This is a genomic window from Kordiimonas sp. (genome assembly GCF_048260245.1).
Taxonomy (GTDB): domain Bacteria; phylum Pseudomonadota; class Alphaproteobacteria; order Sphingomonadales; family Kordiimonadaceae; genus Kordiimonas.
On record NZ_JBLXGZ010000005.1, the window covers coordinates 12,740 to 39,197 of the forward strand.

Annotated in this window: 26 protein-coding genes; 9 read left to right on the plus strand and 17 right to left on the minus strand. The window is 50.7% G+C overall.

Going from position 1 to position 26,458, the window contains the following annotated elements; all coding sequences use genetic code 11:
* Positions 1 to 470: 470 nt before the first annotated feature.
* Positions 471 to 1,304, minus strand: coding sequence for an SPOR domain-containing protein (locus ACN0VM_RS04205; RefSeq protein WP_417449595.1), 834 nt, complete (start codon positions 1,302 to 1,304; stop codon positions 471 to 473).
* A gap of 70 nt (positions 1,305 to 1,374) precedes the next feature.
* Here ACN0VM_RS04205 and ACN0VM_RS04210 point away from each other — a divergent pair, with 70 nt between their 5' ends.
* Complete coding sequence (locus ACN0VM_RS04210; protein ID WP_417449596.1) at positions 1,375 to 2,019, plus strand: PadR family transcriptional regulator; 645 nt, start codon at positions 1,375 to 1,377, stop codon at positions 2,017 to 2,019.
* 38 nt (positions 2,020 to 2,057) lie between these two features.
* Here ACN0VM_RS04210 and ACN0VM_RS04215 read toward each other — a convergent pair whose 3' ends face one another.
* Positions 2,058 to 2,822, minus strand: a complete 765-nt coding sequence (locus ACN0VM_RS04215) for a CDP-alcohol phosphatidyltransferase family protein (RefSeq protein ID WP_417449597.1) — start codon at positions 2,820 to 2,822, stop codon at positions 2,058 to 2,060.
* 42 nt (positions 2,823 to 2,864) lie between these two features.
* Positions 2,865 to 3,527 carry a phosphatidylserine decarboxylase gene (locus ACN0VM_RS04220; RefSeq protein WP_417449598.1) on the minus strand — a complete coding sequence of 221 codons (663 nt, stop codon included), beginning with the start codon at positions 3,525 to 3,527 and terminating at the stop codon, positions 2,865 to 2,867.
* Positions 3,528 to 3,758: 231 nt separating this feature from the next.
* Here ACN0VM_RS04220 and ACN0VM_RS04225 point away from each other — a divergent pair, with 231 nt between their 5' ends.
* Positions 3,759 to 4,175, plus strand: coding sequence for a hypothetical protein (locus ACN0VM_RS04225; RefSeq protein ID WP_417449599.1), 417 nt, complete (start codon positions 3,759 to 3,761; stop codon positions 4,173 to 4,175).
* 10 nt (positions 4,176 to 4,185) lie between these two features.
* Here the strand turns inward: ACN0VM_RS04225 and ACN0VM_RS04230 are convergent, their stop codons facing one another.
* Positions 4,186 to 5,226 carry a LysM peptidoglycan-binding domain-containing protein gene (locus tag ACN0VM_RS04230; protein ID WP_417449600.1) on the minus strand — a complete coding sequence of 347 codons (1,041 nt, stop codon included), beginning with the start codon at positions 5,224 to 5,226 and terminating at the stop codon, positions 4,186 to 4,188.
* 85 nt (positions 5,227 to 5,311) lie between these two features.
* Here ACN0VM_RS04230 and ACN0VM_RS04235 point away from each other — a divergent pair, with 85 nt between their 5' ends.
* A complete protein-coding gene (locus ACN0VM_RS04235; RefSeq protein ID WP_417449601.1) occupies positions 5,312 to 5,977 on the plus strand; it encodes a TIGR00730 family Rossman fold protein in 666 nt (221 codons plus the stop codon).
* A 139-nt stretch (positions 5,978 to 6,116) separates the two neighbouring features.
* Positions 6,117 to 7,331, plus strand: a complete 1,215-nt coding sequence (locus ACN0VM_RS04240) for an NADP-dependent isocitrate dehydrogenase (RefSeq protein WP_417449602.1) — start codon at positions 6,117 to 6,119, stop codon at positions 7,329 to 7,331.
* A 54-nt stretch (positions 7,332 to 7,385) separates the two neighbouring features.
* Here the strand turns inward: ACN0VM_RS04240 and ACN0VM_RS04245 are convergent, their stop codons facing one another.
* The 10 genes from ACN0VM_RS04245 to flgB all read right to left on the minus strand — a co-directional run bounded on the left by ACN0VM_RS04245 (position 7,386) and on the right by flgB (position 18,524).
* Positions 7,386 to 8,639 carry a cyclic nucleotide-gated ion channel gene (locus ACN0VM_RS04245; protein WP_417449603.1) on the minus strand — a complete coding sequence of 418 codons (1,254 nt, stop codon included), beginning with the start codon at positions 8,637 to 8,639 and terminating at the stop codon, positions 7,386 to 7,388.
* A gap of 24 nt (positions 8,640 to 8,663) precedes the next feature.
* Positions 8,664 to 11,312 carry an alanine--tRNA ligase gene (gene alaS, locus ACN0VM_RS04250; protein ID WP_417449604.1) on the minus strand — a complete coding sequence of 883 codons (2,649 nt, stop codon included), beginning with the start codon at positions 11,310 to 11,312 and terminating at the stop codon, positions 8,664 to 8,666.
* Between the two features lie 215 nt (positions 11,313 to 11,527).
* Positions 11,528 to 12,592: a recombinase RecA gene (gene recA / locus ACN0VM_RS04255; RefSeq protein WP_417449605.1), complete on the minus strand. Its 1,065-nt coding sequence runs from the start codon at positions 12,590 to 12,592 to the stop codon at positions 11,528 to 11,530.
* A gap of 123 nt (positions 12,593 to 12,715) precedes the next feature.
* Positions 12,716 to 15,109 (minus strand): response regulator, encoded by a 2,394-nt coding sequence (locus ACN0VM_RS04260; protein WP_417449606.1) that lies wholly within the window; start codon positions 15,107 to 15,109, stop codon positions 12,716 to 12,718.
* Positions 15,110 to 15,173: 64 nt separating this feature from the next.
* Positions 15,174 to 16,256, minus strand: a complete 1,083-nt coding sequence (gene flhB, locus ACN0VM_RS04265) for a flagellar biosynthesis protein FlhB (RefSeq protein WP_417449607.1) — start codon at positions 16,254 to 16,256, stop codon at positions 15,174 to 15,176.
* Positions 16,257 to 16,259: 3 nt separating this feature from the next.
* The gene (fliR, locus tag ACN0VM_RS04270; protein ID WP_417449608.1) at positions 16,260 to 17,018 is read right to left on the minus strand and encodes a flagellar biosynthetic protein FliR; all 759 of its coding nucleotides are present in this window, start codon (positions 17,016 to 17,018) and stop codon (positions 16,260 to 16,262) included.
* A gap of 3 nt (positions 17,019 to 17,021) precedes the next feature.
* The gene (fliQ, locus tag ACN0VM_RS04275) at positions 17,022 to 17,288 is read right to left on the minus strand and encodes a flagellar biosynthesis protein FliQ (RefSeq protein ID WP_417449609.1); all 267 of its coding nucleotides are present in this window, start codon (positions 17,286 to 17,288) and stop codon (positions 17,022 to 17,024) included.
* 31 nt (positions 17,289 to 17,319) lie between these two features.
* A complete protein-coding gene (locus ACN0VM_RS04280) occupies positions 17,320 to 17,643 on the minus strand; it encodes a flagellar hook-basal body complex protein FliE (RefSeq protein WP_417449610.1) in 324 nt (107 codons plus the stop codon).
* An 8-nt stretch (positions 17,644 to 17,651) separates the two neighbouring features.
* On the minus strand, positions 17,652 to 18,059 hold the full coding sequence (gene flgC, locus ACN0VM_RS04285) for a flagellar basal body rod protein FlgC (protein ID WP_417449611.1): 408 nt from the start codon (positions 18,057 to 18,059) through the stop codon (positions 17,652 to 17,654).
* Positions 18,060 to 18,101: 42 nt separating this feature from the next.
* On the minus strand, positions 18,102 to 18,524 hold the full coding sequence (gene flgB / locus ACN0VM_RS04290; protein WP_417449612.1) for a flagellar basal body rod protein FlgB: 423 nt from the start codon (positions 18,522 to 18,524) through the stop codon (positions 18,102 to 18,104).
* A gap of 152 nt (positions 18,525 to 18,676) precedes the next feature.
* Here flgB and ACN0VM_RS04295 point away from each other — a divergent pair, with 152 nt between their 5' ends.
* Genes ACN0VM_RS04295 through fliP form a run of 3 tightly spaced genes read left to right on the plus strand, consistent with a single transcriptional unit; the run spans position 18,677 to position 20,128 of the window.
* On the plus strand, positions 18,677 to 19,030 hold the full coding sequence (locus tag ACN0VM_RS04295) for an EscU/YscU/HrcU family type III secretion system export apparatus switch protein (RefSeq protein ID WP_417449613.1): 354 nt from the start codon (positions 18,677 to 18,679) through the stop codon (positions 19,028 to 19,030).
* 2 nt (positions 19,031 to 19,032) lie between these two features.
* Entirely contained in the window at positions 19,033 to 19,329 is a 297-nt protein-coding gene (fliO, locus tag ACN0VM_RS04300) for a flagellar biosynthetic protein FliO (protein ID WP_417449614.1), read from the plus strand.
* Between the two features lie 4 nt (positions 19,330 to 19,333).
* The gene (gene fliP, locus ACN0VM_RS04305; protein ID WP_417449615.1) at positions 19,334 to 20,128 is read left to right on the plus strand and encodes a flagellar type III secretion system pore protein FliP; all 795 of its coding nucleotides are present in this window, start codon (positions 19,334 to 19,336) and stop codon (positions 20,126 to 20,128) included.
* A 64-nt stretch (positions 20,129 to 20,192) separates the two neighbouring features.
* On the opposite strand, the gene ACN0VM_RS04310 is transcribed toward fliP, so the two are convergent.
* Both ACN0VM_RS04310 and ACN0VM_RS04315 read right to left on the minus strand, forming a co-directional pair.
* On the minus strand, positions 20,193 to 20,615 hold the full coding sequence (locus ACN0VM_RS04310; protein ID WP_417449616.1) for a VOC family protein: 423 nt from the start codon (positions 20,613 to 20,615) through the stop codon (positions 20,193 to 20,195).
* Between the two features lie 85 nt (positions 20,616 to 20,700).
* Positions 20,701 to 22,284: a peptide chain release factor 3 gene (locus ACN0VM_RS04315; RefSeq protein WP_417449617.1), complete on the minus strand. Its 1,584-nt coding sequence runs from the start codon at positions 22,282 to 22,284 to the stop codon at positions 20,701 to 20,703.
* Between the two features lie 312 nt (positions 22,285 to 22,596).
* Here ACN0VM_RS04315 and ACN0VM_RS04320 point away from each other — a divergent pair, with 312 nt between their 5' ends.
* Both ACN0VM_RS04320 and ACN0VM_RS04325 read left to right on the plus strand, forming a co-directional pair.
* Positions 22,597 to 23,484, plus strand: a complete 888-nt coding sequence (locus ACN0VM_RS04320) for an alpha/beta fold hydrolase (RefSeq protein WP_417449618.1) — start codon at positions 22,597 to 22,599, stop codon at positions 23,482 to 23,484.
* Between the two features lie 442 nt (positions 23,485 to 23,926).
* Positions 23,927 to 24,181 carry a SemiSWEET transporter gene (locus ACN0VM_RS04325; RefSeq protein WP_417449619.1) on the plus strand — a complete coding sequence of 85 codons (255 nt, stop codon included), beginning with the start codon at positions 23,927 to 23,929 and terminating at the stop codon, positions 24,179 to 24,181.
* A 52-nt stretch (positions 24,182 to 24,233) separates the two neighbouring features.
* Here ACN0VM_RS04325 and ACN0VM_RS04330 read toward each other — a convergent pair whose 3' ends face one another.
* Positions 24,234 to 26,441 (minus strand): alpha/beta fold hydrolase, encoded by a 2,208-nt coding sequence (locus ACN0VM_RS04330; RefSeq protein ID WP_417449620.1) that lies wholly within the window; start codon positions 26,439 to 26,441, stop codon positions 24,234 to 24,236.
* Positions 26,442 to 26,458: the final 17 nt, after the last annotated feature.

Sequence of the window (26,458 nt, forward strand, 5' to 3'; positions counted from 1 at the left end):
TTTCGTAAACATCCCGACACCCAATCTTTTGATACCATACACCCTCAGAATGGGTTCATCGCAGATTAGACCACATATATTATCCGAGAATCCCTGCTACGCATTTACATAGTCGCGGAAGGGCTCAATCATTACAATCAGCTTGGAAATGGCATTGCCCTAAATGACGAAAGGCGCGGCGAACAACCAATATATGGTCGTAACACCGCGCCTAATCCGAGCGAACCCCCAGGTATGCCCGGCCTGCGCTATTCAGTGGCTGCTCTAAAGCGCCTTGGTCAGTCGCACCTCCCCAAGTTGACTAACCACGCCTGAGTGTAGCGAAGGTTGCAGCATCCGACAAGATTTGCAGCTTTCTGTCAAGGGTGCATGCACGATCAATTGCGATTTAATGACATTTTTTTGAAAATGCCCGCAAAAAAGGGGCATTTCAGCCCCTTATAATACTTATAGGTCAGATTTATTGACATTTAATCAATAGGTTCGCCTTGATACTCGGACACACGACAATACTGCTCACCACCTGTTTCACGAATACGGTTGCAAAGGCTCTCTGCAGCGCTTTCGCTTTCAAGGGGCCCCACGATAAGACGCAAGAAGGTACCAATGCCCTCCTGGCTTTGGGTGTAAATTACCGGATTGAGGTCTTTCAACGGTCCGCTAAAGGCTTTGAGAAGGCTGTTCCATCCCGATGCAACCTGATCCTTCGAACGGTAAGACGCCAGATGGGCACCATAGTATATCTTTGTTTCGGCAGGCGCACTATTTTGAACTGGCGTAGGAAGAGATGAGCCTGCGTTACCGGTCATTGGACCGGGAGCAGCATCTGCTCCTGTCTGAGAAACTCCCGTCGGAGCAACAGCGTCGTTACTCTTGGAGAGATATGCAGCCTGCCTGTCTGTCACCTCAACTGAATAAAGACGATTTTCCATAGCCTTGATGTTTTTGCGAACAGTATCCAACTCGCCTTTGACCCTTGTTAGGCTTGCGGCAACTTCCGGATCTTTCTGAAAGTTGGCGAGTTTCTGATCGATGACTTCGAGATGCTCGCTCTGGCTACGTACGCTCCGAACAAGATCAACATACAACCGCTCAAGTGCGTTGAACCTGTCTTTCAGCTCCCTATGGTTTTCGGACACATTCCCAACACTGAGCTCAAGTGTCGTTTGCCTAGCTTCAACCAACACTTCTTCGCCCTGCCATAAATCCTCGGTGGATTTGCACCCTGCAAGGGAAAATGCAAAACAGGCAACTATTGCCGCTTTGGAGACAGGCCCGGCGGGAAATTTATTTGCTGCGATCATTTTCTGTACCTCTTTTCAATCTTTCCATCAGGCACAAGCTGTATTTTGTGCGGTGCCAACGGAAAGTCAGATGACTTATGACAAGCAAAGCAAAATAAGTGCCAATTATGGACAACAACCAACAATGATGGCCAGCATCTTTACATTGCTTAAAAGGTCCCCACCTCATATATCTCTAAACGATATAATAATTTTGAAGGCAGTCATGGATATACGCACCCTATGCCTCGGCATCCTTAGCCTTGGCGACACAACAGGATATGATATCAAGAAAATGGTCGCTGAAGGAGCCTTCAGCTTTTTCTCCGAAGCTAGTTATGGCTCGATTTATCCGGCACTCACCAAGTTGACAGACGAAGGATTGATTGATTGCCGTACCGAATTACAAGACAATCGCCCGGATAAAAAAATATACAGTTTGACGGCTGCTGGGCGCAGCGCACTTGAGGCGTCCCTAACCCACACGCCAAAACCGGACAGAAACCGCTCAGAATTCCTCGCCGCACTCCTTTTCGCCGAGGCCGTCTCACCCAACCGAATTGATGCTTTGATCTCTGACCGGATCAACCATCACCACGCCCAGATCAAAATGCTGCAAGCCCTGCTTGCCAAGGAAGACGGCAAAGCGGCTCAGTTTGTACTGCGGTACGGAATTGTAATGCAAGAAGCTGCAACCCGGTTCCTAGAAGAGTACGGCACCGAACTCCAGAACTGATACACCCATTCTACACGCCTCCATCACGATGGTTTCTGTCAGTCCATCCGTTTATGTTTCAGGCGCTTCTCGTAAGCCATATAAGACCACGGCATACTGGCAACATAAATACCTGCAATAATGATGAGCACCAACCATGTGCGTACGAACAATCCAGCAATAACGATGCCGATCAGCAACATGACAGGTACAAACCACTCACGCCGTATACGCAAGGCTTTGAGCGAAACTGTCGGAATTGTAGAAACAATAAGCATGGCGACCAACACCGCATATATAGACACGGCTGCGCCTAAGTCCTTAAGAAAATTATCACCAAGCGCAAAGTCCAGCATCAGGGGAATAAGCATCAGCGCAGCCCCCATGGGCGCAGGAACGCCGGTCAGGAACCCTAATCGCTTCCTTGGCTCTTCTTCATCATCCAATCGAGCGTTGAACCGAGCGAGCCGCAATGCCATTGCAGTTGCATAGACAAGAGCAACCCCCCAACCGAGGCGGTCAAGACCCTGCAGCCCCCAGAGATAAAGAACAACAGCAGGCGCCACACCAAAAGCAACGACATCGGAGAGCGAGTCGAGTTCAGCACCAAAGCGACTAGTGCTCTTCAGCAAGCGCGCTACGGTACCATCAAGACCATCAAAAACGCCTGCCAGCAGGATGGCAAATACAGCAAGCTCCCATTTCTCTCCAAGGGCGAAGCGGATAGAAGTCAGACCGGCCATAAAGGCAAACAGAGTCACCGCATTCGGTAGTATCGTCCGAATAGAAAATGCTTTGAACAGCAATGCTTTTTCTTCAGCCAACCTGCCCTCCTTCTACGCGCAATGGTGACACCTTCAAACCTACTATAGAGCAATCCGTGCAATCACGGTTTCTCCACCGATCATTGTCTGTCCCACCTTTACAGTAGGCACAAGAGCCTTGTCGAGGTAGACATCTGTCCTGCTACCGAAGCGAATAAGGCCGAAATGCTCACCTCGAGCCACTGTCTGACCAATTTCAAGGTCACAGAGAATGCGCCTTGCCACAAGTCCGGCCACCTGCGCATACGCGATGTCATGGCCATCAACTGTTGTCATGCGAATAAGCTGACGCTCGTTCTCCTCACTGGCTTCTGTAGCTGCGGCATTCAGGAACTTACCTGGCACATGTGCAAGGCCGGTAATGTCACCGGAAGCAGGTGTGCGATTAACGTGAACATTAAAAACCGACAAAAATATCGACACACGCATCCGCGGCTCATCCCCCATGCCCAGCTCGGCTGGCGGTGCGGCTTCGCATATAGCACATACGGTTCCATCAGCGGGACTTACGAGCACCCCCTCTTCATCCGGGATCACTCGCTCAGGGTCGCGGAAAAAATAAAGGCACCATCCAGTGAGAATCAATCCGATCCATCCCAGCGGCTCAGCAAGAAAAAACAGGCCAAACGATATGGCAAAAAATATTACTACAAAGATATGCCCTTCCTTATGGATTGGCGTCATCACGACATCTGTTGCCTTCATTTTTAGACCCTCTAGGTAACTGAAATTGCGCACACACTGGCGATTTGCACCCTCCCCGTCAAGTCGTGCCTGAGCGAGGCGGGCGTTTTAATATCCAGCAAACAATCGTTTGCGCTATTGCAACTGTATAGTTCAAAACAGAAAGATACTGTCATTAACACTTGCTTAAACAGAAGGCGCGATTTTAATTGGTAAAGCACTCTATATTTGTGACGAGGGATATCAGGCGCGATGAAATTGCACGAAACGCTGGAAAAGGTTCAAGGGCATCTTGATAATCTCGACAATCCACAATTCGATAAAATCGACTTTGAGTGGGAAGGCATCAAATTCCATGCCTATGCTGGTGACGATGCCGATGGCGGAAAAATTTATCTTTCTGCAAAGCTAGGTAAACTGTATTTCTCGATTGAAGACTCTGTCCAGCGAACCATGGCAATAGAGCGTATCTATGCAACCAATCGCGGCATAGACGGCGCATATCGAATAGAAAAAAATGGGACGATCAGTTTCAATAGCATCACGAGCACCGATAAAATGCTCACGGGGGCTGGTCTAATGGGCGCCCTTACGCTTATTTTGCTCGAATCGGAGACCCATCTCCGAGCACTCAGAGCCCATCTCAAGCCGCAGGATCTAGACCCTTAGTTCGCTGGCTTCATCGGGGCGTTTCAGTAGTCTGATTTGGCAGCCTAAAGATTTGCCCCGGATAGATCAGGTTCGGATCTCGGATCTGCTCGCTATTTTCCTTAAAGATAACAGTATACCGAACACCTGAGCCATAAAGCTGTCGAGCGATCTGCCAGAGCGTGTTCCCTGGCTTGACAAAGACGCCCCCCTCTGCAGATGAAGGGTCTATTGGCGTACCTGTTTCGAAGGGCTGTTCAATACGCAACTGGACTTGACCGTCACCTATTGTCTGGTCAACTCGGATACTGTGCGAGCCGCTTTTTAGCACTTTTCCCGCCAATGGAATGGTCCAGCGTCCGTCATCAGTAGCCCGCACACTACCGACATAGTCGCCATCAAGATATAGACGCACATCAACCCTGGGGAGCGAACGACCCGCAAACACGGCTGCGCCGCCGTCCCCATAATCAATGGTGTCAACACTCAAGCTTTCCCCAACCTCGCCAAAAGCCGCAACCCCGGGCTTTTGCAGAACTGTACTCGCGCCTTGGCCGCTTTTAGGGGTTAAAACCGCGACCACGCCGTTTTGTTCACGCTCTACAAATCTTTTATCGTCACGCTCCGGGACCGACACAACGACGACGTTATCCGCTTCAGCAATCTGATTTTTGTTCTTGTCGACGGCCTTTAGGTTGAGCTCCACAGATCCTGCTTCAAGGGGCTCCTGCAGGATCATTACCCATTCGCCATCATCATTCGCCACTACCTCAGAAATTTTCCGGCCATTGGCGTATAATTCCACCCGCGCACCAGGTGTCATACGCCCTGCTATCACACCGGTACCACCACGCGATATTCGTACAAGGTCAAATTCGGGTACAACTTTATCAGGCGTGATCGCTTTCAGGTCGGAACCGGCTTGCTCATGGGGCGTTGGTGCCGTCTCATTTTCCGGCTTAGGGCCACCACCAAATGCAACGTACAGAATTGCAGTAATGGCGACCAATACGGTAATCGCTATAATCGCTATCCTGCGCATGTCGTCACTTTTGCTTTCCAGTGGACCCATATCACACCATACTAGTCTTTCCACAAAGCCTTAACAATCGGGCCTTTATAAAGAAAGATGATTTTACTAAAAACATGTCAAAACTTTGTTCGAAATCATTTTCTCTTCTTCTATATCTGTGAAGGATAAAAAAGTGCAAGTCTTGTCCAGTGTATCTGCATCATCCCACACCAATATCAAAACAGTATGTGTTTATTGTGGATCGCGCATGGGGAAAGGGCGCGAATACGAAGCGTTGGCCAATAAACTGGGCACCCTTATTGCCTCAAATAGAATGAACCTCGTGTATGGAGCAGGCAGCATCGGCCTGATGGGCGTTGTGGCGCGGGCCGCGCGAGATGCCGGCGCCGATGTCATCGGCATCATACCGGAACACCTTGACGCGATTGAGATTACACAAGATGGGCTTACTGAGCTTCACGTCACACGTAACATGCATGAGCGTAAAAAGATGATGTTTGACCGCTCTGATGCATTTGTTGTTCTACCGGGTGGCCTGGGTACACTCGATGAAACGCTGGAGATAATGACATGGGCGCAACTGAGCCTTCACAAAAAGCCCATAATTTTATTGAATCACAAGAATTATTGGTCACCTTTAATCCAGTTGGTTGATCATGTTGTCAAAGAGGGTTTTGCAGCAGAAGAAAACGCGAAGTTATTGCAGTTGGCTGAGACCGCTGAAGAAGCTGTCGAGATTCTGGCGAGTGCCTCGGCGGAAAATGCACCTTCCAGCAGCGAATTGATGTAAAAAGAGATTGATCAGTAAAATTTGCCCGTGTTCACTCTTCAACTATATGAATTGTGATGATAGGGTGCGCGCAAATTTCGCGCCGACTTCTCCAGGGCGCACAGTTACCCCATGGGACAAAAACTAGCTTGAGGGACCAATGAGCAAAATTACCGTAAAAAATCCTATTGTGGAAATCGATGGCGACGAGATGACACGGATCATCTGGCAATGGATCAGAGAGCGTCTTATCCAGCCATATCTTGATGTTGATCTTCTTTACTACGACCTATCGGTTACCAAACGCGATGAAACAGACGACCAGATCACAATCGACGCAGCAAACGCGATCAAAGAACATGGAGTTGGTGTAAAATGCGCCACCATCACACCAGACGAACAGCGCGTTGAAGAGTTTGACCTCAAGAAGATGTGGCGTAGCCCGAACGGTACAATCAGAAATATCCTTGGAGGTACCGTTTTCCGTGAACCAATCATCATGAAAAACGTCCCCCGGCTGGTCCCAGGCTGGACCAAACCGATCGTGATTGGCCGCCATGCTTTTGGTGACCAATACCGCGCAACCGACTTCTTGGTACCCGGCGCCGGCAAGTTAACCATGAAGTTTGAGCCTACTGATGGCGGTGAGTCCATTGAGCGTGAGATATACGAATTTGAAGAGGCCGGCGTTGCGATGGGTATGTATAATGTGGATGCTAGTATCCGCGATTTCGCCCGCGCCTGCATGAACTATGGCCTCAATCGTCAGTGGCCGGTTTACCTCTCCACCAAAAACACCATCCTAAAAGCTTACGATGGCCGCTTCAAAGATTTGTTCATGGAAGTGTTTGAAAACGAATTCCAAGACAAGTTCAAAGATGCCGGCATCACCTATGAGCATCGGCTGATCGATGACATGGTAGCATGTGCCATGAAATGGGCAGGTGGCTTTGTCTGGGCATGTAAGAACTATGACGGCGACGTACAGTCTGACACCGTAGCGCAAGGTTTTGGCTCGCTGGGTCTGATGACTTCCGTTCTGATGACACCCGATGGGAAAACCGTGGAATCCGAGGCTGCACATGGTACGGTAACACGTCATTACCGCCAGCATCAGGAAGGTAAGGAAACCTCCACGAACCCGATCGCTTCAATCTTTGCCTGGACCAGAGGGCTGAAATACCGCGGCAAGATGGACGGTACGCCCGATGTGGTTAAATTTGCAGAAGCCGTTGAAAGCGTCTGCATCAATACGGTGGAAACCGGCAACATGACCAAAGACTTGGCCTTGTTGATCGGACCAAACCAGTCTTGGATGACGACCGGCCAGTTCTTTGACAAAGTCGATGAAAATTTGAAAGCCGCGCTCGGCTAGCCCTCAATTCCAATACAGGATCATAAAAGCCACTCCAAGCCGGAGTGGCTTTTTTTATTGCTTACCTGCCATTACTGGCATTTGCGCTGCTCGCATCCATTCCGCCTGATGCCCTCTCATATCCTCCACAACGCTTTCCTCCAACAATCCCTCCCTGCAAAATTCGCCGAGCCGACGGGCGCAATGCTCTTGCACTTGCCGGGCAAATTCGGGATAGAGCGACAAGAGCACATGTAAGTCTGTGCTTTCAAGCCACAACACCCGAACCCGGGACTTCGCGACAGTAGCAGGCTGATCTCCAATCAAATTTAATAAGCCACACTCACCGAAAAAGTCTCCTGTTCGGAACGGTATCGCTTGGTGTCGGAAAAAAGCATCCATTTCACCGGAAATGATAAAGTATAGACCGTTATCTCGGTCCATCCGATGGGTAAGAATGGTGCCAGGCCTAAGTGAAAGTGAGCGAAGTCGGGCACTAAGCTCGACAGCAGCCTGCCGGGGTAAGCGAGAAAACAGTGGAATATCTTCCACGAGACTAACGGGAACAAGAAACTCACGCCTGTGCACCTCATCAGAGAAGCCTGAAGCAATGATCCCGATAGGCAGGGCATAAAATCCCAAGCCAATCACCATAATGACCCCGGCAACCAGCTTACCCAAGCCCGTAATCGGCACCACGTCACCGTAACCCACAGTAGTGAGCGTCGCGAGTGCCCACCAGAACGCATCAGGTATGCTCCCAAATTTCGCAGGCTGCATGCCACCTTCAATATAATACATCAGGGTCGAAGAAAAAAACAGCAAGCTGGCCATAACGATCATGGTGGCAAACAGCGCTCTTTGCTCAGCCATAATCACCCGGCCAAGTGACGCCAGGGCAGGTGAATAACGCACAAGCTTCAAAAGCCTTAGCAAACGGAATATTCGGAGTTCTCTGAGGTCTACGTTCAAAAGCGGTGCAATAAACACAGGGAGGATAACAATCAGGTCTAACAATGCGAGCGGCGACACCATATACCGCAATCGCCGCTGGATAGCTGTATCACCTGCAACGAGTTCCCGCTCGGCGCTTGCCCAAACACGAGCAAGGTACTCAACAATGAAAACACCAAGGGAAACTCGGTCAAACGCTTGAAAGTAAGGGTGAAAGTTTTGCAGCAGGGATGGGACAGTCTCAAGAGCTACAGCCACTACATTGGCTACAATGAGTGCAACCATAAATGCTTCAAAGAACAGGGCCCACCTGCTGCCGAAGCTACCGAGCTCAAGAAAGTCATATGTTTTGCGGCGGAGCGTGTTGTCCTTCATTGTCTCAAAACTCCGCCGTTTTCCCTAGAGCGCTGTCAACGCAGCCTCAATCGCAGCTATAGCCTCCGGTGCCTTGTCGGCATCCGGACCACCCGCCTGCGCCATATCAGGCCTTCCGCCGCCACCCTTACCGCCCAATGCCTCGGCGCCCGCACGCACGAGCTCCACAGCACTAACTTTTACGGTCAAATCATCGGTTACCCCGACAAGAATAGCAGCTTTACCGTCATTAGTCGCAACCAGTGACACGACACCACTACCAATAGATTTTTTTGCCTCGTCAGCCAGCCCCCTCAAATCCCGGGCCTGCACGCCATCAAGAACTTGGCCAAGAAATTTTATTCCGGCGATATCCTTGACCGCCGGACCACCTGTACCGCCGCCAAGCGCCATTTTTTTCCGCACCTCATTCAGCTCTTTTTCAAGAGATTTACGCTCGTTTTGAAGTGCAATAACGCGTTCAGGGAGATCAACAGGGGTCACTTTCAAGCTCGAGGCGGCCTCCTTGAGAATCTTCTGTTGGGTCAGAAGGTACTCAAGCGCTGCTGCGCCTGTCAGCGCCTCAATCCGGCGCACCCCGGCCGATACAGCACTCTCCCCAACGATGGTGAAAATCGCTATATCGCCAAGCCTATCGACGTGAGTACCGCCACAAAGCTCAACTGAATAGTGCGGTTTTTGCCCTACTTTGTCAGCGCCCATGGATACTACACGCACTTCGTCGCCGTATTTCTCGCCAAACAGCGCCATCGCGCCGGCTTCTATCGCGTCGTCATAAGAAAGCAACCGTGTTTCCACCACTGCATTATCACGAATGATACTATTCACTTCACGCTCAACGGCGGCAAGTTCGTCCGCAGTAATGGCTTTCGGGTGCGAGATATCAAAACGTAGTCGGTCCGGCGCAACCAAGGAACCCTTCTGAGTTACATGTTCACCGAGTTGCCGACGCAAAACCTCGTGCAGCACATGAGTTGCAGAATGATTTGCGCGCAGCCTGTTACGTCTATCGGTGTCAACCGCCATATCCAAGGCATCCCCGACCTTAATCACGCCTTCTTGCACTTTTGCTTTATGCACATGCAGCGCACCGACCATTTTCGCGGTGTCGGAAACGGACAGCTTGACACCTTCGGCCCTCATGGTACCGCTGTCACCCATTTGGCCGCCGCTTTCGCCGTAAAACGGGGTCTGGTTGGTTACAACCATCACCCCATCGCCTGCATTGGCACTTTCGACACGCGCCCCATCTTTAACCAAGGCGACCACCTGCCCTTCGGCCACCTGCGTTGTATACCCTACAAACTCAGTTGCGCCTTTCTCGTCCTGAATGTCGAACCATACCTGCTCGGTCGCAGCGTCGCCGGAGCCCGCCCACGCTGCACGCGCCTTAGCCCGCTGCTCCTCCATTGCAACGTTGAAACCGTCCACATCTACATGACGATCTTGACCCCGCATATGGTCCTGCGTTAAATCCAGCGGAAAACCGTAGGTGTCGTAAAGCTTAAAGGCGACATCGCCGGGAAGCGCTGCATCATCCGCTATTTTGTCCAGTTCGTCTTCAAGCAAACGAAGGCCTTTATCTAGCATCTGACGAAAGCGAGCTTCTTCGAGCTTCATGGTTTCCTCAATAAGCCGCTGCGCACGACCCAGCTCAGGGAATGCCTGGCCCATCTCACCGACCAAGGTTGGGGCAAGTTGATACATAACCAAGTCCTTGGCACCAAGAAGATGAGCATGGCGCATAGCCCGGCGCATAATACGGCGCAGAACATATCCGCGACCTTCATTGGATGGCAAAACACCATCAGCAATAAGAAAACTGCAGGCTCTCATATGGTCTGCAATCACACGATGTGACGCTTTGTTCTGCTCAGTCTCGCTCGCACCGGTCGCCTCAACTGAGGCCTCAATCAGCCGTCTGAAAGTATCAATTTCATAATTGTCATGGGTGCCCTGCATAACGGCTGCAATGCGCTCAAGTCCCATCCCGGTATCGATACTAGGCTTCGGCAGGTCAACACGTTCGCCGGTCGAGAGTTGTTCGAACTGCATGAACACAAGGTTCCATATTTCAACAAAACGGTCGCCATCTTCTTCAGCAGTACCTGGAGGGCCACCCCATATGTGATCACCATGGTCGTAGAAAATTTCGGAACATGGCCCACATGGACCAGTATCCCCCATCGACCAAAAATTATCCGATGTAGCTATGCGGATGATGCGTTCTTCAGGTAAACCTGCAATTTTCTTCCAAAGGTTAAAGGCCTCATCATCTTCATGGTATACAGTGACGGTCAGTTTATCTTTACTAATACCATACTCTTTGGTGATCAGATTCCAGGCAAACTGAATGGCCTCGTCCTTGAAATAATCGCCGAAGGAAAAGTTGCCCAGCATCTCAAAAAAAGTGTGATGTCGCGCAGTATAACCAACATTATCCAGGTCATTGTGTTTTCCGCCGGCACGCACACATTTCTGCGATGAGGTCGCGCGCCTGTAATCCCGGGCTTCTGCCCCAGTGAACACGTTTTTGAACGGCACCATACCGGCATTAATAAACATCAAGGTCGGATCATTGATCGGCACAAGCGGGGCCGATGGAACACGTTCATGCCCCCTAGAAGCAAAGAAGTCCAAAAAAGTCTTACGGATGTCGTTCGCACCTGCCATAGGTATCGGCCCTTAGTTTTGATTACAATTCCGCCTCGCAAAGTCTGGGCGAATGGTTCAATTTAAGCTTCTGGCCCTTGTAACGACAGGCACTAACGCTGTCCAGCCAATGTCTCGCGCTATAACAGCATTTTTGCACATCGCAAAACGCCAAAAAGGCGACCCAAAGCCGCCTTTTCACTATATTATCCAATATTGCTCAAATCTAAACTTTATCAGTCACTCTCTTCGCCTGGTGCAACTAACATTGCTTCGTTCACCAAACCTGCGTTTTGCCGAATAGCTCGCTCTATTTCATTGGCAACATCGGCATTCTCCAGCAAAAATCGTTTGGCATTTTCACGGCCTTGCCCGATGCGCTGACTGGAATAACTATACCAAGAGCCAGATTTTTCCACGACACCTGCTTTCACACCAAGGTCAAGAATTTCACCGGTTTTCGAAACACCCTCACCATACATAATGTCAAACTCAACCTGTTTGAAAGGCGGCGCAAGCTTGTTCTTAACCACCTTGACCCGGGTCGCGTTCCCGACGATTTCATCCTTGTCCTTAATCGCGCCAACACGGCGGATATCAAGCCGAACCGAGGCATAAAACTTCAGTGCGTTACCACCAGTTGTTGTTTCGGGGCTACCGTACATAACACCAATCTTCATGCGTATCTGATTGATGAAAATGACAATGGTATTTGACTTTGAAATTGATGCAGTCAATTTGCGGAGCGCTTGACTCATCAAGCGCGCCTGAAGCCCCACGTGGCTATCGCCCATCTCCCCTTCAAGCTCAGCCCTCGGAGTCAGCGCGGCTACGGAATCGACAACAAGAATATCAATCGCACCAGAGCGCACAAGGGTGTCGGCGATCTCGAGTGCCTGCTCACCTGTATCTGGCTGACTGATGAGAAGCTCGTTAACATCAACGCCGAGCTTACGTGCATAAACTGGATCAAGCGCGTGTTCAGCATCTACGAACGCTGCGATCCCACCCTTTTTCTGGGCTTCAGCCACAGCATGCAGCGCAAGCGTGGTTTTACCCGAGCTTTCCGGCCCATATATCTCGACGATGCGGCCCTTTGGCAAACCGCCAATACCCAGAGCAATATCCAAGTTTAAAGAGCCTGTTGATATGACCTCAATTTCAATACCACTCTCGCGTTGACCGAGCTTCATAACCGAGCCCTTACCGAAGGCCCGATCAATCTGGCCTAGCGCCGCCTCGAGTGCTTTTGTCTTATCCATGGATGTTCCCTTTACCAACTGCAGTTCCGGCATTGACATGATTGAGCCCCCTTATTCCACAGGCGTTAATCCCTTGCAATGACCGTTTTGTACTATTTTTGTTCCATAAAGACAACACATATTCTCTTTTTGTTCTCACCCTCAGGCATCCAGAAGCTCGACCTAGCCAAGGATGCCTTTAACCTGTTCGGCCAACTCCTTGAGAGAAAAGGGTTTTGGCAAGAAAAGAAATTTATCGTCCTCAAGGTTTTGTCGCACCATGTCTTCGGCATACCCAGAAACAAATATGACGGGAAGGTCAGGAAACACCTGTCGCGCTTCTTTAACCAGAGTGGGGCCATCCATATTCGGCATAACCACATCAGATATCAAAAGATCAATTGTTTCCTCGTCATCCATAAGAATTTCCAGACCCGCCTCCCCCGAGGCGGCCTCGAGAACTCTATACCCCTTGTTGCTGAGTGCGCGACTGGCGAACATACGCACTGGGTCTTCGTCCTCAACGATCAGGATTGTACCCTTGCCTGTCAGGTCTCGCGCTGGTCCTTCAACCGCTTGCGCAGCCTCCTGTGTCTCGTCGTTTCCACCAAGATGGGCTTTAAGAAAAAGACGAAAATTACTGCCAACACCTTCTTCCGATTCCACGAACACAAAGCCCCCAGTCTGCTTTACGATACCATATACGGTCGCGAGCCCAAGCCCTGTGCCTTGCCCAACTTCCTTTGTCGTGAAAAAGGGCTCAAAAATCTTTGCCTGATTGTCTTTCGAAATCCCACACCCAGTGTCGATCACCTCGATCAATACGTAGTCGTCCGGAACAATCACGTCATATTGTTCAATGAGCTTGTGGTCCGGCCCTACCATGCTTGTCCGGATTTCCAGCCTGCCGCCACCGGGCATAGCGTCCCGCGCATTGACAGCCAGATTTATAATCACCTGCTCCAACTGGCCCTGATCAACTTTCACGGGCTGCAGGTCACGGCCATGCATAACCTGAAGCTCTATATTTTCACCGATTAGCCGGCGTATCAAATTCGATAATTCTGCAAGAACATCCGTTATCAAAAGTACTTTAGGACGAAGGGTTTGCTGCCTTGAAAAAGCAAGTAACTGGCGCACAAGGTTTGCGGCGCGGTTAGCATTCTGCTTTATCTGAATGATGTCCGAAAACGACTGATCCCCAGCGTCATGGCGAACAAGGAGCAGATCGCAAAAGCCTATAATAGCCGTAAGCAGGTTATTAAAATCATGCGCAACTCCCCCCGCCAACTGTCCGACAGCTTGCATTTTCTGCGCTTGAACAAACTGTCGTTCGAGACTTTTCTCTTGCGTGGTGTCCATCAGATATAAAATTACAAGCATCTCGCCTTCTGCAGTCACCGGAGACGACACCACCCGCCCAACCCTCTCCGGCTGGGCATTATAGATGACGTCCAATGGCATTGAGGCTGGTTTGCCTGCGCAGCCATTTTCTATAAGTGATTTAAGCTCCTCACGATCATCCTGTTTGACAAGTTGCAGGATACTGCCCCCTGGGCTAACCGTTTTACCTGCCGGATGTAGTCGCAGAGGTTTATTAAATTCCAGCACCTCTGCCTTTCGATTGACCACAGCTACGGCAATAGGAGCGCTGTCAAAGATAGGATCAACAAGTATCTTCTGGCCATCCTTGAAGTGACCTATTCCGGACCTGCTCGATTTCTGCATGAAACGATATCGTCCAATTTCCCGGCTTTGCTCGCGCGTCCGCAAAGGAACATCAATGACATCAACATCAATGCGCTGATTATTGCCAAGAAGGAGTTGGCTATCACCCGCTCGCAACTGAACTTTTATCGGTAGCTGGCCGGCCGGCAGCCCCAGCCAGTCCCGCATCACTTCGTTTATGTAGTGAGGTTTTCCCTCACTGTCTTCCAGCGCAACTGCGCAGCCAAGCTTCTCAAATACCGGCACGTCCCAGCTACCGATAATTGATCGTTCATGCTCTAGGCGCTGCAGGTCCCCGTTAAGCGCCACATGCCACATCATATGCCGCTTTACCCGTTTCCCGGAAACGCACAATAAAGTTCCCTTTTCGTCACCTGTTTCAAACTCCCGCTCGCCAAGGCCCGTGTTCAAAACACTTGAAAGAAGACTCCCAAGGGCGGCCTCCTCCTTCTTACTACGGCACAAATCCTGGATATGCCGGAGGGGACCAAGAGCCAAACGCTCAAAGGCAGCATTTGATGCGACAACATCCCCACCAAGGTCGGTGATAACCACAGCGCGACGCTCAAGTGCGATGAGAGCGTTAACCAACTCTTTGTCTGCAGCCTCTCGGCGGCTGGGAGAATGACCAACCTGCCCCATCGCCCTCAGAAGGGTGAGCGCCGTAGCGATCAATAACGCGCCACAAACGGCAAATGCTACGGGTCCGCCCCATGCAAGCCAAGCCAGGGCGCCTACGCCTGCCGTGCCCACCAACGCCGCAAGGGCAATGGAAAGCAACTTGATACCGGACTTCGCTTCACGATCGACGAGAGCTTCCTTTACAGGCAGTGGCAGGCGGCTTTCCATATATCTTTCCCTCTCCGTTCCTTGTCGAACTCTAGGCTGGAAGCTCAGTAAGGTTCAAGCCCCCTCAGCGACGCTTGCCGGAGAAACCAGCCCGCCTCAACTTCATGATGTAACTGATGACGCCAGCAACAGCTTTGTAATGTTCTGGAGGGATTTCTTCGTCAATTTCAACACTGGCGTGCAGCGCACGAGCAACAGGAGGATTCTCAATTATGGGAACACCGTTTTCTTCAGCCAGTTCACGGATTTTAAGGGCAATTGAGTCAACACCTTTGGCCACGAGTTTCGGAACATCCATTGTGCCATGTTTGTATTCTAGCGCGACAGCATAGTGGGTCGGGTTGGTGATAACCACGTCTGCATTGGGAATATTGGCCATCATGCGCTGCATCGCGCGCTCTCGTCGAATAGAGCGCAAACGCCCCTTCACATGTGGATCACCATCAGACTGTTTACGCTCGTCTTTGACCTCTTGCTTGGTCATACGCAACTTCTTGATATATTGGTACTTCTGGTACGAGAAGTCGATTGCAGCAACGATTGTCAAGAAAATCAGCACAGCAATCATCAGGCGCACCGCCATCGTATAGATGAGATCCATCATATCCATCACCGACATCAGCATGATGGTATCGATCAGCTCTCTCTCTGGCAGAACTACGATCAGAACCGCCGCGCTAACCCCCGTCAGTTTTAGCGTAATTTTGATGAATTCGATGAAGATGCGCGTAGAAAAAATCTTCTTGGCCCCCTTGAGCGGGGACAATTTGGAAATATCAGGTTTAAACTTCTCAAAACTGAAGGTCGCGCCGTGCTGCACAAGGCTTGCAGCTAAAGCCACAACGACAAATACAAAAAAAGGAATAATAAGAATAAAAAACACTTCACGGACCAGAGAAACGACGTTGGCCATTGCCCCCACCTGCTCCGTATTCATAAGGTGGACTGTTCCCATAAAAGCCTGCAGGCGACGGGTGACCGCAAGCGCTATCATTGGCCCCATGCCCGCGACCACTGCCGTGGCCGCTGCGATCATAAACCAGGTTTTCAACTCCTGACTTGAAGCAACCTCGCCTTTTTCCTTCGCGTCTTGCAGCTTCTTCGCAGTTGGTTCCTCGGTTTTTTGACTTTCGTCTTCGTCAGCCATGAATCATCCTAAAAACCCCAGCAATAGTTCGCGGAAGCGATCAAGGAACAACTGCATCATCCCGCCAATCAGGATCATCATAAGGGAAAAACCAATAAAAATATTTACTGGCATACCAATGAAAAACACTTGAAACCCCTGAACCATCCGCGAAATCAAACCAAGGCTTAGGTTAAAGATCAGACTGTAAACGATAAAGGGTGACGCCATGTGGAAACCAAGCAAAAACGAGTCTGACACCATCTCGGTAATCAGTGTCGCATAGTCAGCATAGGCAAGAATTTCTCCCACAGGGAATTTCTGATAACTGTGCGCCATACCCATTATCATCAGGTGGTGAAGGTCGAGAACCACAATCATGGTGATCGCAATATAGGTCATAAACGCTGCCACCAAGGCACTCTGAGATCCTTGGGCAGGGTCAAATGACTGAGCGGCTGACAAGCCTGTCTGAAATGCGATGACAGTCCCCGCCGTATGCGTGGCAGACATCAAAATCCGCGTTGCAAGACCAATAATCAATCCCACCAACAACTCACGGACCATGACAACCAGTAGACCAAAAACGTTATCTGGGATTGGTGGCAGCATTTCCCTGACACTGCTGTAGACAATCAGCGATATGGTAAGGGCAAGGCCTGCCCTTATACGCCGCGGCACCGACGCCTCGCCAAGGATTGGCATGACCATGACTAGCGCGGCGAGCCGGATAGTGACAAGCAGGAAACCGAACGCCTCAGCGGGCAACACCTCGCTCAGCATAAATCACCCGCCCGAAATGATACGCTCTGATATCCTTAACATAAAGGCTGAAAGGTTTCGCCCCATGTAAGGCAGCGCCATTAATAGAACCGTGAACACAGCTATAATTTTAGGTACAAAGGTGAGGGTCATTTCCTGCAGCTGCGTTAGCGTTTGAAAAAAAGCAATCGCTAGACCAACAACCAGACCCACGCCCAAGATGGGACCCGCGGTCAGAAGTAAAACGGTCAATGCATCTCGTGCGACCTCAAGGACATCCGGACCGGTCACCTTACCCCTCCCAAACAGTGTGAACGAACGCCTAGATCGGCATCTTCAGAATGTCATTATAAGCTGAGATTACCTTATCACGCACACTGACAACGGTATCCACCACCATTTCCGCATTTGAAACAGCGGTCACAACATCGACCATATCCGCTTGGTCAACCAGCGCCTTGGCACTCGTTACTTCTGCGCTCTCTGTTGCCTTCTGTACATTCCCAACGGCCTGATCTACCAACGAGCCAAATGCCGAGTCTGTCTTCAGACCATCAGAGCCATCTCGCGCTCCCAGCCCGCTTGGCTGCATCTGTTTGGTTGCGTGTGAGTAAGCGTTGACGGCATCAAGTTGCTTGATATTCATATCTTTTCCTACCTCAGCAAATCAAGTGTCATGGTCGCCATACGCCGTGTAGCCTCAAGGGCATTCAGATTAGACTGATAGGTACGCTGCGCTTGCCGCATATCCATCATTTCAATCAGACCGTTGACATTTGACGTCTTGATGTAGCCGGCTCCATCTGCTGCAGGATTGCCTGGATCGTATTTCTTGCCAAACTCTTTCTGATCGTATGCTACAGTACCAGACTTAACCAGTGTTACCCCATTGGCACGGTCCAGTTCAGTTTCAAAAGTCACAATTTTACGACGATATGGGTCGGCCCCAGGCTCCATCGCGATAGAATCCTGATTGGCAATATTCTCTGAAATAACCCGCATCCGAACGGACTGAGCTCGCAGCCCCGCCGCTGATGCCATCATGGCTTTTTGTAAATCCATTGCCTGCCTCTTATTCCGCTAAAGTTAAACAGTGGCCGGTTTCTACCGTCCGCCGTCCTTGCCGATAGCTTTTTTCAAAAGCCCAAGGTTCTTTTTATAGAGGTTGACCACCATACCGTATTTCATCTGATTATCGGCCAAAGTCATCATCTCTTCCTCAAGGACGACTGAGTTGCCGTTCGGTGATTCTTCTCGACCCTTCATTTCCCTGATACGAGACGTGTCCGCCGCACCACCGGATATATCCATGTGTCGGCCACTATTCGCCTTCATCTGCACACTACCACTTGCCCCGCCCGACAACTCATCGACAAGCCCGGAAAACTGCTGTTTCTCCAGCTGCTTAGCCCTATATCCCGGCGTATCAGCATGCGAAATATTTTCCGTAATCACTGCTTGGTTGTTGTTCAGCCATGCAAGCCGCTGCTTGAGCGCGGCCATGATCGGTATATTGGTTAAATCCATTGTCTCTCCGGGCATATAGCCTGAATTAAACTTCTACTGACTATAACATGACCTAAAACGTGTTAACAAGTTGCAAACAATCCTATATTTTCTTGAACTGTGGCTGGCCTAATGCACTTGCATTTTAAAAGAAACTGTCGCTGAATACCCATATGAACAAATCAAGTGACACACCTGTTCCAGGCACCAAGGCCGTCGCGGTCACCCAGCATCATGAGGGCAGTGCTCCACAAATTTCGGCCAAGGGACACGGTTATGTTGCAGAAAAGATCTTGGACATTGCCTTTGCCGAAGGCGTTAAGGTCCGCCAGGATACAGATCTCGTCGAACTGCTTGATGCCTTTGATGTTGACTGCCCGGTTCCCCTGGAGGCCCTACACGCTGTTTCACAAATTCTGGATCGGGTTTATGCTGAGAACCGCCAACTAGAGGAAAGCGCGCCTGCGCCCAAACGAGATGTGATTGATGCAGTGGTCGCAACGACTATGACGGACACGGACTATTGATTATGGAATATCTAGGGGTTTTTTCCGTACTGTTTCTCATGCTTGGGGCGCTGGCATTAATGGCTTGGCTTGTAAGGCGATTTGGCCTTTTGCCGGGCGCTCACCGCTCGAAGCCCGCAGATAAAGAACTGGAGGTTGTCGCCAGTCGGCTTCTCGACGCCAGAAACCGCTTGGTGGTGGTACGCTGGCATGGCAAGGATTACCTTATCGGCACGGGAGCCAACGGCGTTACCCTCATTGATACACATCGGCCCGATTTTGCCGATATGGTGGCCAATACCGGCAAGGAAAAAGGGTAGGAAGATGTTTGGTAATCGCGCGCTGCACCACAAGCTGATAGTTCGCACATTTCTCTTTCTGATCCCTCTCGGTATTGCCATAACCCTTGGCATGACATCACCGGTGTTGGCGCAATCTGTTAACATCGATCTTGGACAGTCCGGCTCACTGAGCGGCCGAGTGGTGCAGTTGATTCTGTTGATGACAGTGTTGAGCCTTGCCCCCAGCATTCTTGTCATGATGACCAGTTTCACCCGAATGGTGATTGTTTTTTCGCTGCTCCGAAGCGCGATGGGGACACAGCAATCACCACCTAATATCGTAATCGTATCACTAGCTCTGTTCCTAACTGGCTACGTTATGATGCCGACTTTTACCGCAGCATGGGAACAAGGGATCCAGCCGCTGATCAATGAGGAAATTGATGAAGTGGAGGCGTATAACCGGGCGTCGGTCCCGATGCGAAATTTCATGCTGTCTCAAGTAAGGGATAAAGACCTTGAGCTTTTCATGAACCTGGCCAATGACCCAGTGACAGCGGGTCCACAGGCGGTTCCCATGACAACCCTTGTTCCAGCCTTTATGATATCAGAAATTCGGCGCGCATTCGAGATTGGCTTCCTGCTTTATGTACCTTTTGTCGTCATAGATATGGTCGTTGCGTCCATCCTGATGTCGATGGGCATGATGATGCTGCCACCGGTTATGATTGCCATGCCGTTCAAACTGATATTTTTTGTTCTGGTTGATGGCTGGAATTTGGTGGCAGGCTCATTGGTCCAAAGCTTCGGAAACGCACCGCCTCCGGGCGTAGGCTGACAAAGCAGCAATTATATTAGCCAGGCTAACAATTTAAAAGACGCATCCCATAAACGGCTGGGCACTAGCCAGTGCCCTCATCGTCAAGGATAGGAGCTTCTCCAATCTGCTCCCAAAGCTCGATCTTGGTTCCTTCCGGGTCTAGAATCCAGGCAAATTTGCCGTATTCATACTCCTCCATTTCCCCGATCTGTTCGATACCTGAAGCTGCTAGTCGCTTGAGCAATACTTCAAGGCCTCGCACACGCAAGTTGATCATGAATTCGCGGCCAGACGGGCGGAAATACTCTGTCTCTTTTTTGAACGGCCCCCAGACAAAATAGCCTGCCTTTTCAGGGGCATCATCTTCGCGGAATACAAAACTGGCACCTGTTCCGTCAAACGGAAAACCGAGTTTGTCACGGTACCAGCCAACAAGGCTGTCTCGGTCGCGACATTTAAAGAATATGCCACCAACACCGGTGATGACGCCCTCTTGCTCGCTCATTGGTTCATTCCCTCCGTCGATCATTCAGAAGAGAGTAACCCGAGGGGCCGCCTTTGACGACCCCGGATTTCACAGCAAGGTCGCCTTAGAATACTTCTTCTTTGGTCTTGAGGAAACGTAGCGAGGGAAAATCCTCCTTTGCTTTATCAAGATGCCAATTGTTGCGCGCCAGATAAACCGGTGCTCCCGCATGATCAATGGCCATAGATGCGCGGTTCTGATCCGCGAATTTCTTAAGTTCCCTAGCATCACCTTCCACCCATTCGGCGGTCATCAGCGTTGTCGGCTCAAACCGGCAAGGAATTTGGTACTCTGTGCGGATACGGTCCGCCAGCACGTCAAACTGCAGCGGCCCAACAACCCCAACAACCCAGTCACTGCCCAGGTTCGGCTTGAAGACGCGTGCCGCCCCCTCTTCCGCAAGCTGCTCAAGCGCCCGACCAAGGTGTTTGGCTTTCATCGGGTCATCGGCGCGGACCTTTTGCAAAATCTCGGGCGCAAATGAGGGAACGCCGGTGAAATGAATGACCTCGCCTTCGGTAAGGGTGTCACCAATACGCAGGTTGCCGTGGTTCGGGATACCGATGATATCACCCGCGTAGGCTTCTTCAGCGACCTCACGGTCCTGTGCCAGAAAAAGTTGGGCATTATGAATGGCCATGATCTTACCGCTACGAACATGCTTCATCTTGATGCCTTTCCGGAAACGGCCGGACACAAGACGTACGAAAGCGATACGATCCCGGTGTTTGGGATCCATGTTCGCCTGAATTTTAAAAACAAATGCAGACACCTTCTGCTCGTCGGGCTCAACAGTGCGTTCCAACGATTTTCCTGCCCGTGGTTTTGGTGCAAAATCAGCCAAGCCCTCTAACACCTCACGGACACCAAAATTGTTGATAGCGGAGCCAAAAAACACTGGTGTCAAAGTCCCTTCAAGATAGGCTTCACGGTCAAAAGCCGGGCACAGTTCGCGCACCATTTCCACGTCCATGCGCAGCTTCTCAACTGCGTAATCGGGGAGAAGTTCATCCAGCTTCGGATCATCAAGCCCCTCGCATTTGATGCCTTCGGTCAAAAGGTCGCCTTTTCCACGATCGAATAGGATCAGTTGATCATGAATAAGGTCGTAACAACCTTTGAATTCGCGGCCCATGCCGATCGGCCAACTGGCTGGCGATACATCCAGGGCGAGGGTCTGTTCTACTTCATCCAGCAGCTCAAACGGGTCCTTGGCCTCACGGTCGAGCTTGTTGATAAAGGTGGTGATTGGCATGTCTCGCAGGCGGCAGACTTCAAAAAGTTTTCGTGTCTGCGCCTCTATGCCCTTCGCGCTATCAAGGACCATCACGGCACTATCAACGGCAGACAGCGTGCGGTACGTATCCTCGGAAAAGTCTTCGTGTCCTGGCGTATCGAGCAGGTTGAAGGTGCGGCCCTCATAATCGAAGGTCATTACAGACGAGGCAACCGAGATCCCGCGTTCCTGTTCAACCTTCATCCAGTCAGACCTTGCCCGTCTGCGTTCGCCGCGCGCCTTCACCTCACCTGCAGCCTGAATTGCGCCACCGAACAGCAACAACTTTTCAGTCAGTGTGGTTTTACCCGCATCCGGGTGCGAGATAATGGCAAACGTACGCCGCCGGTCAATATGGCCGCCTAAAGTCATTACGAATCGTCCAAAAAGAGCCCCCAAATGGTAGAGGCAGGTGCAAATGCTTGGCGCACCCTAGCGTTTTTTTTGCTGAAGGGAAGATAATTTAAAGACAATTTTAATCAATTTAAAGGCATATGCGCCGTTAAGTTGCATGTATGCGTCGTTTAATTGACCTCGCTCTAAACACTACTTGCAACCTAAGCGCATTTCATGTACTGGCGCGTCCATTAACCATATAGGTGGCAGGCACCATCTGTAAGGCGCAGTATTCTGCGAAATATGATCAGGCAACTTGTATCAACCACGTTAACTATGAGGCTGCCCGTGACTACCTTACATACACTTTCATACGACGACACCCATTTTCACAGTTTCTCTTTTGAGGGCTTTCCAATCCACCTGAAGGAATATTCGAAGGGGCGCACAGACATCCCCCTCGTATTCATTGGCGGCGCTTTTCAGAACATCAACCAGGTTGAGAAACTGAGCACCGCACTTGCTAAGGAAAGCTGGGTTATCGTCATCGACACGCCTGGCAATGGCGATACCGGCGTATTGCCTCACACCTTCTCGTTCGAGTTTATTTGCCGGGCCATTCACTTTGGCCTGAAGCGTCTGGGCGTTGATGTGATCAACCTGCTTGGCTGCTCCTACGGCAGCATTATCGCCATGCGCTATGCACAGATGTATCTTGGGGTGGAGAAACTCATCCTGGCTTCGGCAATGGAGAAATTACCTGACGATCTGGTATATGAATTCAATCTGCTATTGTTCCAGCTTGAATGGAACCGGATGGAGGAATTCGCCACAGGCTTCACTGGATTGATGACTAACCCCAGCCTGCGTGAAACCAACAAGCTTTGCCGTATTACGGCTAGCAAACTGGAAAACGCCCTCCTAAATGCAACACCCGGCATCAAGGAGCAATTCCGTCATAACACGCTACGTATTCTGCGAGACGGCAAGACGGACCTTTCCCTGATGCCCGATGTTGATGCTACCGTGTTTACCGGAGAACACGACCATTTCGTACCGGTCGCTGCCAACCAACGTGTCGCCGACAGCTTCAAGCGCGGGCGGTTCATCGCAGTCCCTGATGCAGACCACATGATCCATGTGGAAAAATTCCGCACCATGATTGACATTGTGATTGGTGCCGTCCAAGCGGACCAGAATGCACAAGAGGCAACTCCGGTAAAAGAAGCCGCATAAAAGTTGGCAATGCACGAATGACAAAAAGCCGGGAAGACGGTGCCAGCCACCTTCCCGGCTTTCGCCATTTAATACGCCTACCCTCTTCCGGGCTGAGGGGAAAGGGGGAGGGAAAATTCACCCAAAATCCGGCATTCGTATCATCTACGTATTAACTCAGGCAACCTGCCGCCAAAGGCGTACTCGTTGCCCGTAAACACATTAATAGACTACATAGTCTAGTTAAATTATTTAGCAAGCCTCGACACCGCCTTTTTTGGTAAAAAATTCACATTTTGGCTTAACGTCTTGAAAATATTGACAGCGCTGCCAATTCAATAATACTGCGGGTTACGCTATGTCTGAAAATAATTGCTTTTGTGATTTTCCGGTGGCAGTAGATGAGCAATTAACGGTGCCTATAGCTGCAAATATTACCCCCGCAATCAAAGGGAGCATTCCCGTGAACACCATAACCATGATCGGCCTTCTGGCTGGTAGCCTGACAACCATCGCTTTTGTACCGCAGGTGATCCATGCATGGCGTACCCGGTCAACCAGGGACGTATCGCTCAGCATGTTTACTATCCTATGCGCCGGCATCTTTATGTGGATCGTCTACGGTTTTATTATCGGTGACCTACCTGTCATCGTCGCCAACGTCATCACCTTTGGGCTCGCCAGCTCGGTTATCGTCGCCAAACTGCGTTTCGGTTAAAAAAAGACCGGCAATACGCCGGTCTTCTCATTGCCCTCAATCAAGTTGAGACTTACTTGAGCGATCTTTCAAAAAAATCAAACGCCCTGCCATAGAGATGAACCTGCACATCCCCGCGAATACCATGCTTTTTGCCGGGATAGGTCATCAGCTCAAAAGGCTTGTTCTTATTTTGCAGCACTGACATCAGCTTCACAGAATTGTCGAAAAACACATTGTCGTCTGCCATGCCGTGAATAAGCAGCAAATCGCCTTTGAAGCCATCCACATAGGGAAAGACGCTGGATTTGTTATAGACATCACCCGGTGCATCCGGGTGTCCCAGATAACGCTCGGTATAGCCGGTATCATATAGCCGCCAGTCGGTTACCGGGGCCACAGACACCCCTGCTTTGAACACGTCCGGCTCCTTGAACAGCGCCATCAAAGTCATATAACCGCCATAGGACCAGCCCCAGATGCCCACATTATCGCCATCAATATACTCACGCCCCTTCAGGTGGTTCACACCTGTGACCTGATCAGCGATTTCCACCGTGCCCATAGCATTTTTGACATGGCCTTCGAACTTCAGACCCCTGTTCCACATACCCCTGTTGTCCAGCACCATCACCACGTAGCCGTTGCGGGCCAGATAATGGTTGAAGTCCAGCTTCCATTCACGCCGCACACGTTGACCATGCGGCCCGCCATAGGGGGCCATGATGGCGGGATATTTTTTACCCGCCTCAAGCGTGGCTGGACGATAAAGCCGATAATAAAGCGCGGTACCGTCGTCCGCCTCAATGGTGCCGAACTCAGTGGTGACTGAACCAACATTATAAGGCGCGTAAGGGTGCTTTCCGTCTAGATGGTTGGCGAGCACAGAGGATTTGGTCGTGCCGTCTGCAAGTGAACGCACCAAAACCTGTGGCGGCTGTTCAGGGCTAGAGAATTTGTCGACAAAAATGCCGTCACCCACTTCCACGTCGTGCCAGCCCGCTTCGCGACTGATACGCGTGACCTTGCCGCCGTCAAGAGGGACAGAATATAGCTGCTGTTCAATCGGGCTGTCCTTGTAGCCTGTGAAATATACAACACCTGCGGCGACATCCACTTTTTCTAAGGCATTCACGACCCAGTCGCCACTGGTCAATGCGGCAATTTCCTCACCATCTGCTGCATGCATATACAGATGACGGTAACCAGTTTTTTCACTCGTCCAAATAAAACGACCGTCAGAGAGGAAGGTCAGGTTATTGTGCAAGTTGATCCAGACATCGGACTTCTCCGTCAGTAACGTCGTCGGCTTACCGTGATCGCTGGTGGCAATCAAATCGAGCTGGGTCTGTGCCCGATTCAGACGCTGAAGCACCACCGTGCTGCTGTCCGGTGTCCAGCCAACGCGACCAAGGTAGATATCCTTATCCTCGCCAAGTGAGAGCCATTGGCTTTCACCTGTTGATACTTGGGCAACCCCCAGTTTTACAGTTACGTTAGCACTTCCCGCTTCCGGATAACGTTGCTTGAGGGTCACAACACTGCCATCCGGCTGGACCTCATAGCGGTCTTTGACAACCACGCCACTTTCGTCAAACTGCTCGAACGCTACTTTGGTTTCATCTGGTGACCACCAGTATCCTGTGTAGCGACCAAGTTCTTCCTGTGCGATGAACTCCGCCATGCCATTGGCAACCGTCTCGCTCGCGCCGGTGGTGAGCTTTTTCTCTGAGCGGGTTTCGACATCAACCACATAAAGTTCGCGGTTGCGGATAAAGGACACATAGGTACCCTGGGGGCTGAACTTGATATCGGTTTCATACTCAGGGGTTTCAGTCAGGCGTTTCACCGTGCCGCCCAAAGGCAACACAAAAACGTCTCCCCCAAGCGGGAACAAAAGGTTATTGCTGTCCTGAGACCAGAAATAGCTGAGAATTCCAGATTTGCCAGTGAGACTACGGTTGCGCTCACGGCGGGCTTTCTCTTCCTCGCTCAGTGCTTCCGTCTCCCCACCCAGCAGGACATCCGAGTCAACAAGCAGGCTCACACTACCTGTTGCCACATCGAACTCCCACAAGTCCAATTGCGCCTGTCTTTCTTCCTTCCCGCGCAGGAAGGTAACGCGCTTGCCATCGGGTGACAGCTTCAGACCCTGTACCGTGGGGCCGCTCAAGCTCGGGCTACCCAGCAGGCGCTCGATGGTCAACTCGTCAGCCTGCAGGTTCGCTGTCACCAATGTTGCGGCACCCAAAAGCGCAGCGGCTATTGTCTTTTTTTTCATTCTTCGACCCTCTTTAT

What these genes read in the sequence shown, in the direction of transcription:
- flgB (WP_417449612.1), bottom strand. Translation starts at nt 18,524, where the DNA reads ATGGATTTAACCAATATACCGATCATGGCCGCGCTCAAGCAGCGGCTT.
- ACN0VM_RS04225 (WP_417449599.1), top strand. Translation starts at nt 3,759, where the DNA reads ATGAAATTGCACGAAACGCTGGAAAAGGTTCAAGGGCATCTTGATAAT.
- recA (WP_417449605.1), bottom strand. Translation starts at nt 12,592, where the DNA reads ATGTCAATGCCGGAACTGCAGTTGGTAAAGGGAACATCCATGGATAAG.
- ACN0VM_RS04240 (WP_417449602.1), top strand. Translation starts at nt 6,117, where the DNA reads ATGAGCAAAATTACCGTAAAAAATCCTATTGTGGAAATCGATGGCGAC.
- ACN0VM_RS04280 (WP_417449610.1), bottom strand. Translation starts at nt 17,643, where the DNA reads ATGAATATCAAGCAACTTGATGCCGTCAACGCTTACTCACACGCAACC.
- flhB (WP_417449607.1), bottom strand. Translation starts at nt 16,256, where the DNA reads ATGGCTGACGAAGACGAAAGTCAAAAAACCGAGGAACCAACTGCGAAG.
- fliO (WP_417449614.1), top strand. Translation starts at nt 19,033, where the DNA reads ATGGAATATCTAGGGGTTTTTTCCGTACTGTTTCTCATGCTTGGGGCG.
- ACN0VM_RS04220 (WP_417449598.1), bottom strand. Translation starts at nt 3,527, where the DNA reads ATGAAGGCAACAGATGTCGTGATGACGCCAATCCATAAGGAAGGGCAT.
- ACN0VM_RS04245 (WP_417449603.1), bottom strand. Translation starts at nt 8,639, where the DNA reads ATGAAGGACAACACGCTCCGCCGCAAAACATATGACTTTCTTGAGCTC.
- ACN0VM_RS04260 (WP_417449606.1), bottom strand. Translation starts at nt 15,109, where the DNA reads ATGGAAAGCCGCCTGCCACTGCCTGTAAAGGAAGCTCTCGTCGATCGT.
- flgC (WP_417449611.1), bottom strand. Translation starts at nt 18,059, where the DNA reads ATGGATTTACAAAAAGCCATGATGGCATCAGCGGCGGGGCTGCGAGCT.
- alaS (WP_417449604.1), bottom strand. Translation starts at nt 11,312, where the DNA reads ATGGCAGGTGCGAACGACATCCGTAAGACTTTTTTGGACTTCTTTGCT.
- ACN0VM_RS04295 (WP_417449613.1), top strand. Translation starts at nt 18,677, where the DNA reads ATGAACAAATCAAGTGACACACCTGTTCCAGGCACCAAGGCCGTCGCG.
- ACN0VM_RS04210 (WP_417449596.1), top strand. Translation starts at nt 1,375, where the DNA reads ATGACTTATGACAAGCAAAGCAAAATAAGTGCCAATTATGGACAACAA.
- ACN0VM_RS04310 (WP_417449616.1), bottom strand. Translation starts at nt 20,615, where the DNA reads ATGAGCGAGCAAGAGGGCGTCATCACCGGTGTTGGTGGCATATTCTTT.
- ACN0VM_RS04230 (WP_417449600.1), bottom strand. Translation starts at nt 5,226, where the DNA reads ATGGGTCCACTGGAAAGCAAAAGTGACGACATGCGCAGGATAGCGATT.
- ACN0VM_RS04315 (WP_417449617.1), bottom strand. Translation starts at nt 22,284, where the DNA reads ATGACTTTAGGCGGCCATATTGACCGGCGGCGTACGTTTGCCATTATC.
- fliR (WP_417449608.1), bottom strand. Translation starts at nt 17,018, where the DNA reads ATGCTGAGCGAGGTGTTGCCCGCTGAGGCGTTCGGTTTCCTGCTTGTC.
- ACN0VM_RS04205 (WP_417449595.1), bottom strand. Translation starts at nt 1,304, where the DNA reads ATGATCGCAGCAAATAAATTTCCCGCCGGGCCTGTCTCCAAAGCGGCA.
- fliP (WP_417449615.1), top strand. Translation starts at nt 19,334, where the DNA reads ATGTTTGGTAATCGCGCGCTGCACCACAAGCTGATAGTTCGCACATTT.
- ACN0VM_RS04330 (WP_417449620.1), bottom strand. Translation starts at nt 26,441, where the DNA reads ATGAAAAAAAAGACAATAGCCGCTGCGCTTTTGGGTGCCGCAACATTG.